This window comes from Mycolicibacter kumamotonensis (assembly GCF_002086285.1).
Classification (GTDB): Bacteria; Actinomycetota; Actinomycetes; order Mycobacteriales; family Mycobacteriaceae; genus Mycobacterium; species Mycobacterium kumamotonense.
In genome coordinates this window covers 61,401-77,657 of record NZ_MVHU01000016.1, presented here as the reverse complement: position 1 = coordinate 77,657, position 16,257 = coordinate 61,401, and the positions used below count along the sequence as shown (strand labels likewise).

15 protein-coding genes are annotated in these 16,257 nt (G+C 68.5%); 11 read left to right on the top strand and 4 right to left on the bottom strand.

The features are described 5' to 3' along the window. Positions 1-30 precede the first annotated feature (30 nt). On the bottom strand, positions 31-807 hold the full coding sequence (locus tag BST28_RS12460) for an SDR family NAD(P)-dependent oxidoreductase (protein WP_019737518.1): 777 nt from the start codon (positions 805-807) through the stop codon (positions 31-33). A gap of 308 nt (positions 808-1,115) precedes the next feature. Between BST28_RS12460 and BST28_RS12455 the strand changes: the two genes are divergently transcribed. The 7 genes from BST28_RS12455 (at position 1,116) to BST28_RS12425 (ending at position 9,111) form a co-directional block, all read left to right on the top strand. Continuing rightward, complete coding sequence (locus BST28_RS12455) at positions 1,116-2,339, top strand: PE-PPE domain-containing protein (protein WP_234808268.1); 1,224 nt, start codon at positions 1,116-1,118, stop codon at positions 2,337-2,339. 171 nt (positions 2,340-2,510) lie between these two features. Further along, positions 2,511-3,965: a hypothetical protein gene (locus tag BST28_RS25095; RefSeq protein ID WP_165758081.1), complete on the top strand. Its 1,455-nt coding sequence runs from the start codon at positions 2,511-2,513 to the stop codon at positions 3,963-3,965. A 38-nt stretch (positions 3,966-4,003) separates the two neighbouring features. Continuing rightward, the gene (locus BST28_RS12445; protein ID WP_083081218.1) at positions 4,004-5,419 is read left to right on the top strand and encodes a phytoene desaturase family protein; all 1,416 of its coding nucleotides are present in this window, start codon (positions 4,004-4,006) and stop codon (positions 5,417-5,419) included. Between the two features lie 169 nt (positions 5,420-5,588). Next, positions 5,589-7,064: an ammonium transporter gene (locus BST28_RS12440; RefSeq protein ID WP_085990275.1), complete on the top strand. Its 1,476-nt coding sequence runs from the start codon at positions 5,589-5,591 to the stop codon at positions 7,062-7,064. Then, positions 6,970-7,308, top strand: a complete 339-nt coding sequence (locus BST28_RS12435; protein WP_019738133.1) for a P-II family nitrogen regulator — start codon at positions 6,970-6,972, stop codon at positions 7,306-7,308. The genes BST28_RS12440 and BST28_RS12435 overlap by 95 nt, the downstream gene beginning before the upstream one ends. 36 nt (positions 7,309-7,344) lie before the next feature. After that, positions 7,345-8,265, top strand: a complete 921-nt coding sequence (locus tag BST28_RS12430) for a [protein-PII] uridylyltransferase family protein (protein WP_083081216.1) — start codon at positions 7,345-7,347, stop codon at positions 8,263-8,265. 516 nt (positions 8,266-8,781) lie between these two features. Next, on the top strand, positions 8,782-9,111 hold the full coding sequence (locus BST28_RS12425; protein WP_083081214.1) for a hypothetical protein: 330 nt from the start codon (positions 8,782-8,784) through the stop codon (positions 9,109-9,111). On the opposite strand, the gene BST28_RS12420 is transcribed toward BST28_RS12425, so the two are convergent. Both BST28_RS12420 and BST28_RS12415 read right to left on the bottom strand, forming a co-directional pair. After that, positions 9,092-10,270 (bottom strand): PPE family protein, encoded by a 1,179-nt coding sequence (locus tag BST28_RS12420; RefSeq protein WP_083081212.1) that lies wholly within the window; start codon positions 10,268-10,270, stop codon positions 9,092-9,094. The two genes, BST28_RS12425 and BST28_RS12420, sit on opposite strands and share 20 nt — an antisense overlap. Before the next feature lie 59 nt (positions 10,271-10,329). Next, a complete protein-coding gene (locus tag BST28_RS12415; protein WP_083081210.1) occupies positions 10,330-11,178 on the bottom strand; it encodes a PPE family protein, SVP subgroup in 849 nt (282 codons plus the stop codon). A 337-nt stretch (positions 11,179-11,515) separates the two neighbouring features. On the opposite strand from BST28_RS12415, the gene ffh reads away from it, so the two are divergent. Both ffh and BST28_RS12405 read left to right on the top strand, forming a co-directional pair. Next, entirely contained in the window at positions 11,516-13,072 is a 1,557-nt protein-coding gene (ffh, locus tag BST28_RS12410; RefSeq protein ID WP_083081208.1) for a signal recognition particle protein, read from the top strand. Between the two features lies 1 nt (position 13,073). Continuing rightward, positions 13,074-14,141, top strand: a complete 1,068-nt coding sequence (locus BST28_RS12405) for an amidohydrolase family protein (protein ID WP_083081206.1) — start codon at positions 13,074-13,076, stop codon at positions 14,139-14,141. Positions 14,142-14,230: 89 nt separating this feature from the next. Here the strand turns inward: BST28_RS12405 and BST28_RS12400 are convergent, their stop codons facing one another. Then, a complete protein-coding gene (locus BST28_RS12400; RefSeq protein WP_083081205.1) occupies positions 14,231-15,100 on the bottom strand; it encodes a D-alanyl-D-alanine carboxypeptidase family protein in 870 nt (289 codons plus the stop codon). 47 nt (positions 15,101-15,147) lie between these two features. Between BST28_RS12400 and BST28_RS12395 the strand changes: the two genes are divergently transcribed. Together BST28_RS12395 and rpsP are read left to right on the top strand one after the other, a co-directional pair. Continuing rightward, on the top strand, positions 15,148-15,567 hold the full coding sequence (locus BST28_RS12395) for a nuclear transport factor 2 family protein (protein WP_083081204.1): 420 nt from the start codon (positions 15,148-15,150) through the stop codon (positions 15,565-15,567). A gap of 167 nt (positions 15,568-15,734) precedes the next feature. Continuing rightward, positions 15,735-16,250: a 30S ribosomal protein S16 gene (gene rpsP, locus BST28_RS12390; RefSeq protein WP_083081203.1), complete on the top strand. Its 516-nt coding sequence runs from the start codon at positions 15,735-15,737 to the stop codon at positions 16,248-16,250. Positions 16,251-16,257: the final 7 nt, after the last annotated feature.

Sequence of the window (16,257 nt, the reverse complement as noted above, 5' to 3'; positions counted from 1 at the left end):
GCCGGGGGAGCCTGCCGTTTCGGGACGAAATTACTTCGGTGGCATCCGGATGCCACCGTCCACCCGGACGACCTCGGCGTTCATGTAAGAGTTGGTGAGCAACTCGATCACCATCGATGCGAGCTCCTCGGGCTTGCCGAGGCGGTGCGGGAACAGCACGGACTCACCCAGCTTGGCCTTGAACGCCTCCGAGGCCTCGCCCTCGCCGTAGATCGGGGTGTCGATCAGGCCCGGCGCGACGGTGTTCACCCGGATGCCGACCGCGGACAGGTCACGGGCCACCGGCAGGGTCAGGCCCACGACGCCGCCCTTGGACGACGAGTAGGCGGCCTGGCCGATCTGGCCGTCGAAGGCCGCGACGCTGGTCATGTTGACGATCGCGCCCCGCTCGCCGGTGTCGGTCAGTTCGTTGCGGCTCATCGCGGTGGCCGCGATCCGGATGCAGTCGAAGGTGCCGACCAGGTTGATCTCCAGCACCTTTCGGTAGGCGTCCAGGCTGTGCGCCGAGTCGAACTCACCGTCTTTGCCGATGGTGCGCTGTGCCCAGCCGATACCGGCCGAATTCACCAGCGCCCGTAGCGGCCCGAGATCTGCGGCGGTGTTGACGGCATCGATGATCTGCTCGGTGCTGGTCACGTCCACCGGCACGAACACCCCGCCGATCTCGTGGGCCAGCGCCTCACCCTTGTCCGCCTGCAGGTCGGCCACCACGACCCGGGCGCCCTTGTCGGCCAATTGGCGGGCGGTTGCCGCACCGATTCCTGATGCGCCACCGGTTACGATCGCGCTTGCTCCGTTTATATCCACGGCAGACACTTTACGCGGACGCCTTTCCGGCCCGGTTTTCGGACGTGGGAAATGGCCGGCATTATCACAATGTCCCAATAACTAAGGTTATGTCAGGCTGGCTGGCGTTCGGCGGAACGACTGACTAAAACTGTTGCGGGTGGTCTAATTTCGATCAGGTAACGATTCGGCCGCAGGGTCAGTGGTTGGGAGATTTCATGGCACAGCTGGTCGCGATGTCGGGCACGGGAGGGACGCGTGCGCCCCGCCGTAGACGCGTAGTCGTCGCTGCCGTAAGCATTTTCGCGGTCTTTGCCGGCATGGTCGGCATGTCGCCGCTGACCGGGCGATCGTCCGCTGCGTCGCCCCCGGCCGTGCAGTTGACCGGTGGCGCTACCGCATTCGTTATGGGCGGCAGCGGTATTCCGTTGCCGTCGGACGGTTATGTTAACGCTGCCGACTTGTTCTATTTGCAGCCGCACGGCTTCACCGGTACCGCGCAATCACTGTTCACGCCCCAGTTGTACTTCCCGGGAAACGTCTCGGAAGTCCAAGGCGCCCAGATCCTGGCCGAGGCGATCAACCAGGAGATCGCCACCGGCCAGGTAAACGCCGACAACCCGGTGTACGTGTTCGGTTACTCCCAGAGTGCGGCGATGTCGTCGATGACGATGGAGCAGCTCTACCACCAGGGCGTGTCGGCGGAGGACGTTCACTTCGTGCTGGTCGGCAACGCCGCCAACCCCAATGGCGGCATCGTTGAAATGCTCAACCTCTGGGATGGCGACGTCACTTTCTGGAACGGATTGACTCTCGGTCACCCGACTCCGGACTACTTCACCACCGACGTCTACACCCTCGAGTACGACGGCTACGCCGACTTCCCCCGGTATCCGCTGAACCTGCTGTCGACTCTGAACGCCATTGCCGGCATGTTCACGCAGCACATCGGATATTTGGGCCTGAGCCCCGACGACATCGCCAACGCGATTCAATTGGACACCACCGACCCGGACAGTCTCACCAATTACTACATGATTCCCAGCGAGCACCTGCCGCTGCTGGAGCTGTTGCGGCTCAACCCGGTCTGGGGCGCCCCCCTGGCCGCGCTGCTGGAACCGAGCATGCGCATCCTGGTGAACCTGGGATACGGCAGTCTCACCGAAGGCTGGAACCAGGGCCCGGCCAACGTGCCCACCACCATCAGCTGGGACCTGTTGCCGAGCAACATCAGCTTGGCCGACATCACCTCAGCGCTGGCCAACGCCTGGACGCAGGGGATCCAGGACGCGTTCAAGGAACTGCAGAATCTGAACACCTATCTGCCCGGGGGATTCCTCGGGGACGAGCTGTTCTCGACGATCTTGACCGCGGCGCAGCGCGTCATTTTCGACATCCAGGACACCGGTTCGTGGTTCGGCGGTTCGGCCATGGCCACCGACCCTGCGGACACGTCGGACGTCCTGAACTCCCTCGGGTCCCCGGTGGACGGCGATCCCGACGTCTCCTGGGTCGCCGACCTGCTCGGCCTGGACACGATCGCCCCCGCCTGAGCCCGCTCGGCCAGTCGGCACAGAGCCAGTCGGCACAGAACAGTCGCAGAAAGGTCTATCGAAATGAATCGTCGTCGTCGCTATACCGGGCAGCGCGGTCCTACCGCCGCCGGCCGGTTGTGTCGTGCCGTGGGAGGTGCCGCAGCGGCGTTGGCGCTCGCCCTCGCGCCCATGGCGACCGCACCGTCGGCCCAGGCCGATGTCGATTTCTTCGACCCCGCCTCCTGGTTCGACCTGTCTGACCTCAGCCCGGCCGGTTTCGACCCGAACGACATCGGAGTGGCCGGCTTCGACCCGAACGACATCGGCGTGGCCAGTTTCGATCCGGCCGACATCGGCTCGGTCGACTTCAACGCGTTCGAGCCGGCCGACTGGGCGCAGCTCTACCAGGACGCCTTCTATCTCCCGGTCCATCAGGCTCTGGAGAGCTTCCTGCACAACGCGGGCAACCAGCTGCTGATCGATGTGATCAACACGCCGTGGGTGCTGATGTTCGGCCGGGATCTGATCGGCGACGGCATCGACGGCTTCAACGGCACCAACAACTCGCTGTTCGGCTGGCTCGGTCTGGGAGACCTCGGTGACGGCGGGTTCCTGTTCGGAGACGGAGGCACCGGTGCGGCGGGCGTGGCCGGGGTTGACGGTGGCGTGGGCGGTGCCGGCGGTGATGCCGGCCTGTTCGGCAACGGTGGTGCCGGTGGTCAGGGAGCCGCCGCCTACCTGGGCTCCGACGGCACGGTGGTCGAGGCCGGTGCCGGTGGCCAGGGCGGCGCGGGCGGTTTGTGGTTCGGTGACGGCGGTGCCGGAGGCCAGGGCGGTACCGGTTTCCACGACACGCTCGACGGCTCGAAGCTGGTGGCGCACGACGGCGGCGACGGCGGTTCCGGGGGCGATGCCCGGGCCGGTTGGGGCTTCGGCGGAGCCGGCGGCCGCGGCGGCTCCGGCTGGGCCGGTGTCAACGGGTCGGTGGTGACCGCACTCAACGGCGGTGACGCCGGCAATGGCGGTGTCGGCGGCAAGGCCGGGTGGTTCCTGGGCATCAGCGGTGACGGCGGCGACGGTGGTACCGGGGGAGTCGGCGCCGCCGGTTCGGCCGGCACGGCCTCCCAGCCCATGGGCGGCAACGGCGGCAACGGCGGCGACGGTGGCCGGGCCGGAGCGGCCGGCGCCAACATCGCCTGGATCGGCGGGGCGGGTCAGGCCGGTGTCGACGGTGACGGCGGTGCCGGTGGCGCGGGTGGTGCGGGCCTGAACAACCCGCTCGGCGTCGGGGGCCGCGGAGGCGATGGTGGCTCGGGCGGGGACGCGGGCCACGGCACCACCGGTGGCCACGGCGGTGCCGGAGGCGTCGGAGGCGATGGGGGCAGCGGTCTGACCGGCGCTAACGGCGGCCGTGGCGGTAACGGTGGCTCGGCGACCAACCTGGTGGGTAGCGCCGGCGGTGCCGGTGCTGCCGGAGGGGCCGGTGGCAACGGCTTCATCGGCGCCGGGGGCGACGGCGGGCACGGCGGCAACGGCGGAGCCACCGACGGCGCACCCGGCGGCGCGGGCCAGCCCGGTGAACCCAATGACGGCGGAACGGGCGGCGCCGGCGGTGCCGGCGGCGCACCGGGCAATCCTGCCTAGCGCCGCCGTATGATGCCGGCCGACGAGGAGGTGTCGGCGTGAGCACAGCGATCGTGGTCGGCGGTGGGCCCAATGGGCTCGCCGCCGCCGTGACCCTTGCCCAGCACGGGGTCGACGTCACGGTGCTCGAGGCCGCCGATGAGGTCGGTGGCGGTACCCGCAGCAGCGAGGCGATCCTGCCGGGCCTGGTGCACGACGACTGCTCGGCCATCCACCCGATGGCGATCGGCTCACCGTTCCTATCCGGCCTCGATACGGACCGCTACGGCTTGCAGTGGCGCTGGCCGCAGGTCGACTGCGCGCATCCGCTCGACGACGGCAGCGCCGGAGTGCTGCACCAGTCGGTAGAGCAGACCGCGGTCGGCCTGGGCCGCGACGGCGGCCGCTGGCGACGACTCTTCGGCCGTCCGGTCGCCCAGTTCGACGCGCTCAACACCGACATCATGGGCCCGTTGCTGCGGCTGCCGCAGCATCCGCTGACCCTGGCCCGGTTCGGCGCCCCGACGACGCTGCCCGCCTCGGCGCTAGCCCGGTGGTTCGCCACCGCGCAGGCGCGCGCGCTGTTCATCGGCGTGGCCGCGCACGCGTTTCGGCCGCTGCACCATCCGATGACGTCGGCGATCGGGCTGGGCATCCTCACCGCGGGGCACCGGCACGGCTGGGGGGTCGCCGCCGGGGGATCACAGGCGATCGCCACTGCGATGGCGGCCGCGCTGACCGATCTGGGCGGCACCATTGAGACCGGAGTCCGGGTGGAGTCCGAATCACAGCTGCCGCCCGCCGACGTGACGCTGTTCGACCTGGCGCCGGAGTCCGTCGCACGGATCCTCGGCGACCGGTTGCCACACCGGGTGGCGCGGGCCTACCGCCGGTTTCGGCGGGGGCCGGGTGCTTTCAAAGTCGACTTCGCCGTCGAGGACGGTGTGCCGTGGACCAACGCCGAGGCCCGGCTGGCCGGCACCGTGCATGTGGCCGGCACGCACCGCGAGCTGGCCGCCACCGAACGCGACGTTCACGCCGGGCGGATGCCCGAGCGGCCGTTCGTCCTGGTGGGTCAGCAGTATCTGGCCGACCCGCAACGGTCCGTCGGCAATGTGCACCCGGTGTGGACCTACGCCCATGTGCCCAACGGCTACACCGGCGACGCCACCGCCGCGATCATCGCCCAGATCGAGCGGTTCGCGCCGGGCTTCCGCGACCGCATCGTCGGCTTCACCGTGCGTAGCACCAGCGAGATGTCGGTCTACAACCCCAATTTCGTGGGTGGCGACATCATGACCGGTGCAAAGGATATCCGCCAGTTGACTTTTGGGCCGCGCATCACGCTCTCGCCGTACAGCACCGGAATTCCCGGCACCTACATCTGCTCGGCTGCCACCCCGCCGGGGCCGGGGGCGCACGGCATGTGCGGGGCCAACGCCGCGCGACTGGCGCTCAAGCACTTGTCGCGGTGAATCAGACCGCAGCGGGGTAGCGCCGCCGTCTGCACCGCCGCGTTGCGGTGTGAGCAGGTTGTGACATGTACGCAACGGTGCGGCGTTGGAGCCGAAACATCCACTGCGCATTGTGTGTACAGCGTGGTCAATGTTTTTCGGTGAGCTGTCTCGGCAAGGAGGTCTGGACTTGGACCGTTTTCCGATCATGGGGGTGCCGGATACCGGCGATACCGCCTGGATGCTGATCAGTGCCACCCTCGTGCTGTTGATGACACCGGGTCTGGCCTTCTTCTACGGCGGCATGGTCCGCGCCAAAAGTGTACTGAACATGATAATGATGAGCGTCAGCGCCATGGGTGTGGTGACGGTGCTGTGGGCGCTCTACGGCTTTTCGCTGGCCTTCGGCGATGATGTCGGCAACGTGGCGGGCAACCCGACCGATTATTGGGGACTGAAGGGCCTCATCGGGGTCGACGCGATCGCCGCCGATCCGGGCAGCGGCGCACCGGCCGTGGAGATTCCGGTGGTCGGCACGGTACCGCTCGTCGTCTTCGTGGCGTTCCAGCTGATGTTCGCCATCATCACGGTCGCGTTGATCTCCGGAGCGGTCGCCGACCGGATGAGGTTCGGCAGCTGGTTGCTGTTCGCCGCGCTGTGGGTGAGCATCGTGTATTTCCCGGTCGCCCACTGGGTTTTCGCCTTCGACGAGACCACCGCGGCCCACGGCGGCTGGATCGCCAACAAGCTGCATGCCATCGACTTCGCGGGCGGCACCGCTGTCCACATCAACGCGGGCACCGCTGCGTTGGTGTTGGCGATCATCCTGGGCAGACGCCACGGCTGGCCCGGGGCGATGCGACCGCACAATCTGCCGTTGGTGATGCTCGGCGCCGCCTTACTCTGGTTCGGCTGGTACGGATTCAACGCCGGATCGGCGGTCAGCGCCAACGGAGTTGCCGGCTCGACCTTCATCACCACCACGGTCGCGGCCGCCGCGGCGATGCTCGGCTGGCTGCTCGCCGAACGGATCCGGGACGGTCACGCCACCTCGCTGGGTGCGGCATCGGGAATCGTGGCCGGACTGGTGGCGATCACCCCGGCATGCGCGGCGGTCAATATCGTCGGAGCGCTGACCGTCGGCGCCGTGGCCGGTGTGGCCTGTGCGCTGGCAGTCGGGTTGAAATACCGTTTCGGGTTTGATGATTCACTCGATGTCGTCGGGGTGCACCTGGTCGGCGGACTCGTCGGCACCCTGCTTGTGGGCTTCTTGGCGGCGCCGGAGACCGCGGCCATCGCCGGAGTATCCGGGGTATCACCCGGGCTGTTCTACGGCGGCGGTGGGCATCAGCTGTGGTGTCAGACGATCGGCGCGCTCAGCGTCGCCGCCTACTCGGCCGTCGGAACCGCGGTGATCGCCCTGGCGATCAAATACACCATCGGACTGCGGCTCGGCCCCGAGGATGAGGCCGCCGGCATCGACGAAGCCCAACACGCCGAAGGCGGCTACGACTTCGCCGTCGCCGGCAGTCCGGTACCCGCACACTTCGCCGAAGAGACAAGGGGCAGGCATGAAGCTGATCACCGCGATCGTGAAACCGTTCACGCTGGAGGCCGTCAAGACCGGATTGGAGCAGGCCGGAGTCCTGGGGATGACGGTCAGTGAGGTTCAGGGTTACGGGCGCCAGAAGGGGCATACCGAGGTCTATCGGGGGGCGGAATACTCGGTCGACTTCGTGTCCAAGGTACGCATCGAGGTGCTGGTCGACGACTTCGCGGCGGACAAGATCGTCGACATCATCGCGCGAGCGGCACGAACCGGCAGGATCGGCGACGGCAAGGTGTGGGTCACCCCGGTTGAGACCGTGATGCGGGTGCGCACCGGGGAACGCGGACCCGATGCGCTATGACACCCCGTACGGGTTGATCCACGGTGGGCTTCGACGATGTCCTCCAGCGCGGATCCGGTCCCACAAACATACGGAACTGACTGCACGGCAATCGCTTTAGCCCGTGCTCGGACTGAGCTCCGCTCGTGTACACCCGATCAGCTGGATTCGGCTGCCCTACGTGAAGCGTGGCGGCGGCTGCACGAAGCGTGGCTGGTGGCCAAGGCCGCCGAGATCGGTGTGGCCGCCGCCAGTGGCTTTGCGATCGTCGCGACCGGTTCGCTGGGCCGGGACGAGTTCCTGCCATGCTCGGACTTGGACCTGTTGCTGCTGCACGACGATAAGCCGGTCGAGGCCGTCGCGCGGGTCGCGGAGTTGTTGTGGTACCCGCTGTGGGACGCCAACGTTCGTCTCGACCACAGCGTGCGCACCGTGGCCGAAGCCCTCGAGGCCGCCGCGTCGGACATTCGCGTCGACCTGGGGTTGCTGGACGCTCGCCACATCGTTGGGGACGAGCGGCTGTCGGTTCACATCCGCGACGGGGTGCGGCGCCAGTGGCGGGACGGTATTCGTTCTCGCTACGCCGAGCTTCTCGAAACGGCCCGGACGCGCTGGCAGCGTTGCGGCGAGATCGCGCATTCCGTCGAGCCCGACGTGAAAAGCGGGCGCGGCGGCCTCAGAGATGTTCAACTGCTCGCCGCCTTGTCCCTCGGACGGCTCGCCGACGGCGTCACCGCCCGTGGACCGGGCGACGGGGAGGAGACGTTGCGCGGTGCCCACCGCACGCTGCTGGATGTCCGCACCGAGATTCACCGCAACTCGGGCCGCGGCCACGACGTGCTGATGGTCCAGGACGCCGAGGCCATCAGTGTTGCCCTGCGATTTCAGGACAGCTGCGACCTGGCGCACAGGCTCTCGGATGCGGCGAGCACGGTCAGCCGTCACGTCGACGCCGTACTCACCGCAGGCGGGGTGTGACTTCGGCGGTGAATACATTTTTTCTCAGGCGAAATCGCCTCCATTAGGGACCGATCGGTGAATTGGCGGGCGGCCGCCGTCAATACGTCGTGTCGCGAGCTATATTTGTTGCCGAATCGGGCGGCCCGATCTGCTTTTTTCTGGTGTGTTATGTGCAGCCCATTCCACAAAATCAGGGTGCTTGTCACCCGCGGCTGATTCCGCAGTTTCCCTCGGCCGCATTTTCCCGACATCGCCACCCGCCCGTCAGCGCACAGACCGATGTGAATTCTGGAACGCCGGTCAACATTTCTGCGCAGCGGCGTCGGCCCGCCGGCGAGCCGTCGGTCGCGTCGGTGCCCTGGTCAACGCTGTTTGTGACGACACCGCGACATCCGCGCCGCGCGGTGGCGCGCCGATCGGGGGCGAGCTGAACCGCTGCGACCCGGGTCGACGGGCTGCTGGAAAAGAGAGAACCGCAGGAATAGGGCGTAGTCTGTGCGGAGAACGAAACACGGACGAAACGCCAGGATTGTGATGAAACACTTCGGCAGGATGTTGCCCGCGTTGTTCGGCGGTGCCGGTATCGCCTTTGCGGTCGGACTTAGCGGTACCGGTGCCCTGCCCGCGGGCGTGATCGGGGCGATCACCCCCGCCAATGTGGTGGCGTCACCGAGCGCAGCTCCTGTCGGTTCCGAGGCCTGCATCATCGGCCTCAACTGTGGCTGCATCCGCTACCGCACCTGTCCGGGGGACCGGCGGCGGCCGCCGGCACGCACACCCGAGCCCCAGTTGGGCGGCGATGTGCCCGTGGTGACCGGCGAGCACGGCGTCGCGCCGGCAGCCTTCACACGAACACCTGCTTAGGCATCACTGTCGGTTTGACGCCGTAGCGCGGCAACCCCGTGCTGCGCCCGGACGAGCCCACCGATCCCATCCCGGCCGGCACCGGGTGCATGGATGCGCCGCCCTCGTCGGCGGCCGCGGTCCAGCCCGTGCCGGTAAGCGCCCCGGTGCTCGCCGCGGCGCCGGCCGTCGACCAGCTGGCCGGCACCGACAGCCCGCCGATCGTGGACGCCTGACCCAGTCCCCCCAGCACCGGCGCAGCGCGCAGCGGTACCCCGCCCGCTGGTTGCGCCGCTCCGGCCAGTACCGCTGGGGCGAACCCGCCCGCGATACCTTCGGCGCCGGCGACCTCCGATGCCAGGGTGGCCGGGCCCGCCAGGGCCAGGGTGTGCCCCAGCGACAGCGCGGTCGGGATCGCGGTGCACACGAACCACGCCGACGTGTTCACGCCGCCGTTGATGATGTTCGCGAACAACGGGGTGCCCAGAAACAGGTCGAACGCGTCGACGAGTGTCGTCGCCGACGACGATGACGCCGTGAGCGGTGAGGCGATCGAGGCCAGCGCCCCGTGCAGGGTGGTCATCACCTGGGTCAGCCCCTGCTGGAGCCCCTCGGCGGAGCCGGCACTGGCGACAGCGGCCCCGACCGGGTTGGTGGGCTGCGGTGCCGGAGTCATCGGGGACAACGCCGCCGCGCTTGCCGACGCGCCGCTGTAGCCGAACATGGCCAGGGCGTCCTGCACCCACATCGCCATGTAGTGAGCTTCGGTGGCCAGGATCGCCGGGGTGTTCTGCCCCAGGAAATTGGTCGCGACAAGGGCCGCCAACTGGGCCCGGTTGGCAGCGATCACCGGCGGCGGAACCGTCGCCGCGCGAGCCGACTCGAATGCGGCCGCCGAGGCCATCGCCTGCGTACCGGCGTGTTGAGCGGCTGCCGCGGTGGTGTGCAGCCAGGCCAGGTACGGCGCCACGGCGGTGGCCATCGCCGCCGACGCCGGCCCGGTCCACTGTTCGCCGCAGAGCTCGGCGAGCACGGACTGAGCGGAGGCCTCCGCGGCTTCCAACTCGATGGCCAAGCTGCTCCAGGCCGACGCGGCCGAGATCAACGGCCCGGAACCGGCTCCGGTGTACATCCACGCGGAGATGATCTCCGGGGGCAAAGCTCCGAAATCAACCGACATATCCCTAACCCCGCTTTCGTCTGAGCCGATGTTTCACATTCCGGTTCCGGTGCCGGCCGCTAGACGACCGCCGGCTTGGGCATCACGGTCGGTTTGGCGCCGTAGCGCGGCGCCCCGAAACCGCTGGCACCGCGCGCTGCCGCGGCCATCGCGGGCATTCCGGCGGGCACAAAGGCGGCGGCCGGGGCGGCATGTGAAGCGGTCCAGCCCGTGGAGGCCAGCCTGGCGGGGGCGGTGTCGGTCGCCAAGCCCGCGCCGGCCCACCCGGGCGGCACCGACAGCTTGCCGACGGACGATGCCTGGCCCACACCGGCCGCCACCGGCGCCGCGCCCGCCGCCGGGCCGACGGCCCCCGCCAGCACCGTTCCGCCGCCGAGACCGGCAGCCATCTCGCCGGTCTCCGCGGAGGCCAAGCCCCCCAGCTCGGCGGCTTCTTCGGGAAAGTCGAGAAGACCGCCACCGGCCAGGCCGAGCAGTGCCGAACCGGCGGAGACCCAGTTACCCATGCCGATGTTGCCGATGTTGGCGAGGTTGCCGGACAGCAGCGAAGAGCTGCCTTCGGTCGGGACGCCGAGGAAATCGGTCAAGAAACCTTGGATCGCGGCGTCGAGCGACGCCGTGGCCTGGTTGGTCTGCTCGGCGGTGGAGTAGGCGACGGCGTTCTGCCCCAGCACCTGCACAAGCTGCTGGTGAACGGCGGCCGCCTGGTCGCTGATCGACTGGTACAGATTGCCGTAGGTCGCGAACAGGGCCGCCTGCAGTTGGGATACCGGGTCGCTACCGGCTGGGGCGATCACCGTGGTGGGGGTCAGTGCCGCGGCGCTCTCGGTGGCCAGCGCTTCACCGATGCCCGCGAGTTGGCCCGCGGCGGCGGTCATTGCTTCGGGGAGCGTTTTCACAAATGACATGTGTCCTCCTCGGAGGGAATCGGATCGGGAATTCAATGTTCCGATGGGGTTGGCTGGTCGATGTGGTGAAGCATTACAGAATGGGAGGAGCCAAAGCGTTCGGTAACAGTCAATTAGCGACCAGGTGCGATTTCTTAACGGAGAACGACGGCTGGTGAAAGGTCTGAAACCGTTGATTAACGGGACGGAATCTCTACATTAACTGTGCAATTTATCTAACCCCGCGGTTACAATTCGGACGCCCTCGATATCTGCGGAGAGGCCGCCAAGCCCGGGGGCGGTCTGCCCGGGGCCGCCTTCGCCTACCCGGTAGTGATGGGACATATAGGCTGGCTGCGTGTTTGAATCGCTCTCCGACCGGTTGACCTCTGCCCTGCAGGGCCTGCGCAGCAAGGGCCGTCTCACCGACGCCGACATCGACGCCACCGCCCGAGAGATCCGGCTGGCGCTGCTGGAAGCCGACGTGTCGCTGCCGGTGGTCCGGGAGTTCATCGGCCGAATCAAGGACCGCGCCAAGGGCGCCGAGGTCTCCGGTGCGCTCAACCCTGCCCAGCAGGTCGTCAAGATCGTCAACGAGGAGCTCATCGGGATCCTCGGCGGGCAGACGCGCACACTCGCGTTCGCCAAGACCCCGCCGACGGTCATCATGCTGGCCGGTCTGCAGGGCGCCGGTAAGACCACACTGGCCGGAAAACTGGCCGCCTGGCTGCGCGGTCAGGGCCACACACCGCTGCTGGTGGCCTGCGATCTGCAGCGCCCGGGCGCGGTCAATCAGTTGCAGGTCGTCGGCGAACGCGCCGGGGTCACCGTGTTCGCGCCGCATCCCGGGACCTCCGCGGAGGCGCACGAGGCCCAGATCAGCGCCGGCGACCCGGTCGCTGTCGCCGCCGCGGGCCTGGCCGAAGCCAAGGCCAAACACTTCGACGTCGTCGTCGTCGACACCGCCGGCCGCCTCGGCATCGACGAGGAGATGATGGCCCAGGCCGCCGCCATCCGCGACGCCGTCCAGCCCGATGAGGTGCTGTTCGTGCTGGACGCGATGATCGGACAGGACGCGGTCACCACCGCCGACGCCTTCCGCGAGGGTGTCGGTTTCACCGGTGTGGTGCTGACCAAGCTCGACGGCGACGCCCGCGGTGGTGCGGCGCTGTCGGTGCGTGAAGTCACCGGCGCCCCGATCCTGTTCGCCTCCACCGGCGAGAAGCTGGAGGACTTCGACGTCTTCCACCCCGACCGGATGGCCAGCCGCATCCTGGGCATGGGCGACGTGCTGAGCCTGATCGAGCAGGCCGAGCAGGTGTTCGACGCCCAGAAGGCCGAGGAGGCCGCCGCCAAGATCGGCACCGGCGAGCTCACCCTGGAGGACTTCCTCGAGCAGATGCTGGCGATCCGCAAGATGGGCCCGATCGGCAACCTGCTGGGCATGCTGCCGGGTGCGGGCCAGATGAAGGACGCGCTGGCCGCCGTCGACGACAGCCACCTCGACCGGTTGCAGGCCATCATCCGCGGCATGACGCCGGCCGAGCGGGCCGACCCGAAGATCATCAACGCCTCGCGCCGGCTGCGCATCGCCAACGGCTCGGGGGTGAGCGTCTCGGAGGTCAACCAGCTCGTCGACCGGTTCTTCGAGGCCCGCAAGATGATGTCGTCGATGATGGGTGGCATGGGCCTGCCCGGGATGGGCCGCAAGAGCGCCACCCGTAAAGCGAAGGGCGGCAAGAAGAAGGGCGGCAAGAAGCGCGGCCCGACTCCACCGAAGGCACGGGGTCTTTTCGGCCCCGGGATGCCGGCCGGCTTCCCGGATCTGTCGCAGATGCCCGAAGGCCTCAACGAGCTGCCCCCGGGGCTGGCGGATTTCGACCTGTCCAAGCTGAACTTCCCGGGCCGGAAGTAAATTGGCGCTTCACGTCGCCGGCCGCGGGCTGCCCGATGAGACTCCGGTGGAGTACTGGATCGTCGACGGCCGGATCAGTGTCGAGGCGGTCGCCGGCGCGCAGACGGTGTTCACCGACGGCTGGATCATTCCCGGCCTGGTCGACGCGCACTGCCATGTCGGGATCGGCCCCGGCGGCCCGGTCGACGCCGCCGAGGCGTTGCGCCAGGCCGAGACCGAGCGTCGTGCCGGGGTGCTGCTGATCCGCGATGCCGGCTCGCCGATCGACACCCGCGACTTCGATGACCGCGACGACCTGCCGCGCATCATCCGCGCCGGACAGCACCTGGCCAGCCCCAAGCGCTACATCCCCGGGCTGGGCCTGAACATCGACGACGAATCCCAGCTGCCGGAAGCTGTTGCGGCCCAAGCGCGCCGCGGTGACGGCTGGGTGAAACTGGTGGGGGACTGGATCGACCGGGGGGTCGGGGACCTCGCACCGCTGTGGTCCGATGACGTGTTCGCCGCGGCCATCGAGGCTGCCCACGCCAACGGCGCCCGGGTCACCGCGCACGTCTTCGGCGAGGACGCGCTGCCCGGCTTGATCAACGCCGGCATCGACTGCATCGAGCACGGCACCGGTATCACCGACGACATCATCGCGCTGATGCTGGCCCACGGCACCGCGCTGGTGCCGACACTGATCAACATCGAAAACTTCCCCGGCATCGCCGATTCGGCGGCCAAGTACCCCACGTATGCCGCGCACATGCGGGCGCTGCACGCCAGCTGCCGGTCGCGCATCGGCGCCGTCCGGGAAGCCGGGGTACCGATCTACGCGGGCACCGACGCCGGCGGCATGATCGCCCACGGCCGGATCGCCGACGAGGTGCACGCCTTGACCGGTGTCGGGCTCAGCGCCACCGAGGCGCTCGGAGCGGCCTGCTGGGCTGCCCGGCGCTGGTTGGGCGCGCAGGGGCTGGAGCACGGCGCGTCGGCCGATCTGCTGTGCTTCGCCGAGGATCCGCGTACCGGGCCCGAGGTACTGCGGAGCCCAGACCTGGTGATGCTGCGCGGCCGGGTGTACTGACCGCTTCACCGCCCAGCAGACACAGACTCGCACTGCGGCCCGGGGATTTAGGCGATTCTGCGTCTGCTCGCGCCGGGGACGGCCGGGTCCTACAGGCTGCCGACTCCCGACATCGGGCCCTGCGCGAAACCCCAATCCAGCAGGGCGCCGGCCTGATCCCAGTAGGTCGGGCCACCCTCGTGGATCAGCCCATACATCATCGCGACCACCAGCCGACGGCCGTCACGGTCCGCCGCGCCGACGTAGGTCTTGCGGGCGGCGTCGGTGAACCCGGTCTTGCCGCCGATCGCGCCCGGGTAGCGGTGCAACAGCTCGTTCATGTTGACGATCGGGCGCTCGCCGGACTCGGTGGGGAACATCGCCGCCGGCTGCGCGGTGATCTGCGCGAACACCGGATTGGCCATCGCCGCCCGGAAGATCACGGCCAAATCGTGCGGGGTGGTCGCACCCGGGCCGCCGGGGCCGTCCAGTCCGGACGGCGTGCTGGCGTGCGTGTTGGTCGCGCCGACCGCGGCCGCCTTGGCGTTCATCTTCGCCACGGCCGCCTCCGGCCCGCCGAGCATGTCCGCGAGCGCATTGGCGGCGTCGTTGCCCGACACCAGCAGCAGGCCCTCCAACAGCTGGCGCGCGGTGTAACTGCGGCCGGGCTTGATCCCGACGCAGTTGCACTCCACCGCGGTGTCGGCCGGGCTGGCGATCACGGTGTCGTCGAGGTTCAGTTCATCGAGCACCACCAGGGCAAGCAGCACCTTGATCGTGCTGGCCGGTGGGGTGGCGGCGTACCCGTTCTGCTCGGCGAGCACCTGCCCGGAGTCCAGGTCGGCGATGAGCCAGTTCGGGGCGGGACCGGCCGGAATCGGTGCCGAGCCGAGGGGCTGGGCGACATCCGCGGACGCGGTTACCGCGGTGGTGGCGAGCACGGCAAGTACAGCCGCGATTGCGGCCAGAAGTTTCCGCATGGCCGGTTACCTTACCGCCCGCTATCACCGCAGTGTTCAATCGAGGAATGTTGAGCCAGGCCGAAATCTCGGATCGGTGGCAGATCCAGCAGCTGCTCGTCGACTACTCCACCGCCATCGATACCCGCAACTTCGATGACCTCGACGCGGTCTTCACCGATGACGCCTACATCGACTACCGCGCCATGGGCGGCATCGAAGGGCACTACCCGCAGGTGAAGGTGTGGCTGGCGGAGGTGCTGCCCAACTTCGCCGGCTACGCCCACATGCTGGGCCTGCCGTCGATCCGGGTGGATGGGGACACCGCGACCGCACGCACCTTCTGCTTCAACCCGATGGTGTTCGGCGGTGACAAGCCGGCGACCATGCTGCTGGGTCTGTGGTACGACGACGCGTTCGTCCGGACCGCCGACGGCTGGCGGATGACGCGGCGCGTCGAGACCAAGTGCTTCGAGAAGCTGCCCTGAGGCGATTTCTGCCTGGCGGGCCGGTTCTGGCACAATAGGCGGCGGTCCGCCGTGCGACCGTGCCCGTTGAGGGCGTGCGGTGTCGCGGCACAACACGCGAGGCAAAACCGGATGCGGGCAAGTCCGCCTGTATCGCTGAATTGCAGCGTGCTACCCAGGAGTGATTCATGGCTGTCAAAATCAAGCTGACCCGGCTCGGCAAGATCCGCAATCCGCAGTACCGCATCGCGGTCGCCGACGCGCGCACCCGCCGGGACGGCCGCTCCATCGAGGTCATCGGCCGCTACCACCCCAAGGAAGAGCCGAGCCTGATCGAGATCAACTCGGAGCGCGCCCAGTACTGGCTGTCGGTCGGGGCTCAGCCCACCGAGCCGGTGCTCAAGCTGCTGAAGATCACCGGCGACTGGCAGAAGTTCAAGGGCCTGCCCGGCGCCGAGGGCAAGCTGAAGGTCAAGCCGGCCAAGCCGAGCAAGCTGGAGCTGTTCAACGCCGCGCTGGCCGAGGCCGAGGGCGGCCCGACCACCGAGGCCACCACGGCCAAGAAGAAGAAGGCGCCCGCCAAGAAGGCCAAGGACGAGGCTAAGGACGAAGCCAAGGACGACACCAAGGCTGAGGCCCCGGCGGAAGAGGCCGCGGCCGAGACCCCCGCTGCTGAGGCCGCCGAGCCGGCCGCCGAGAGCTGAGCGCGAC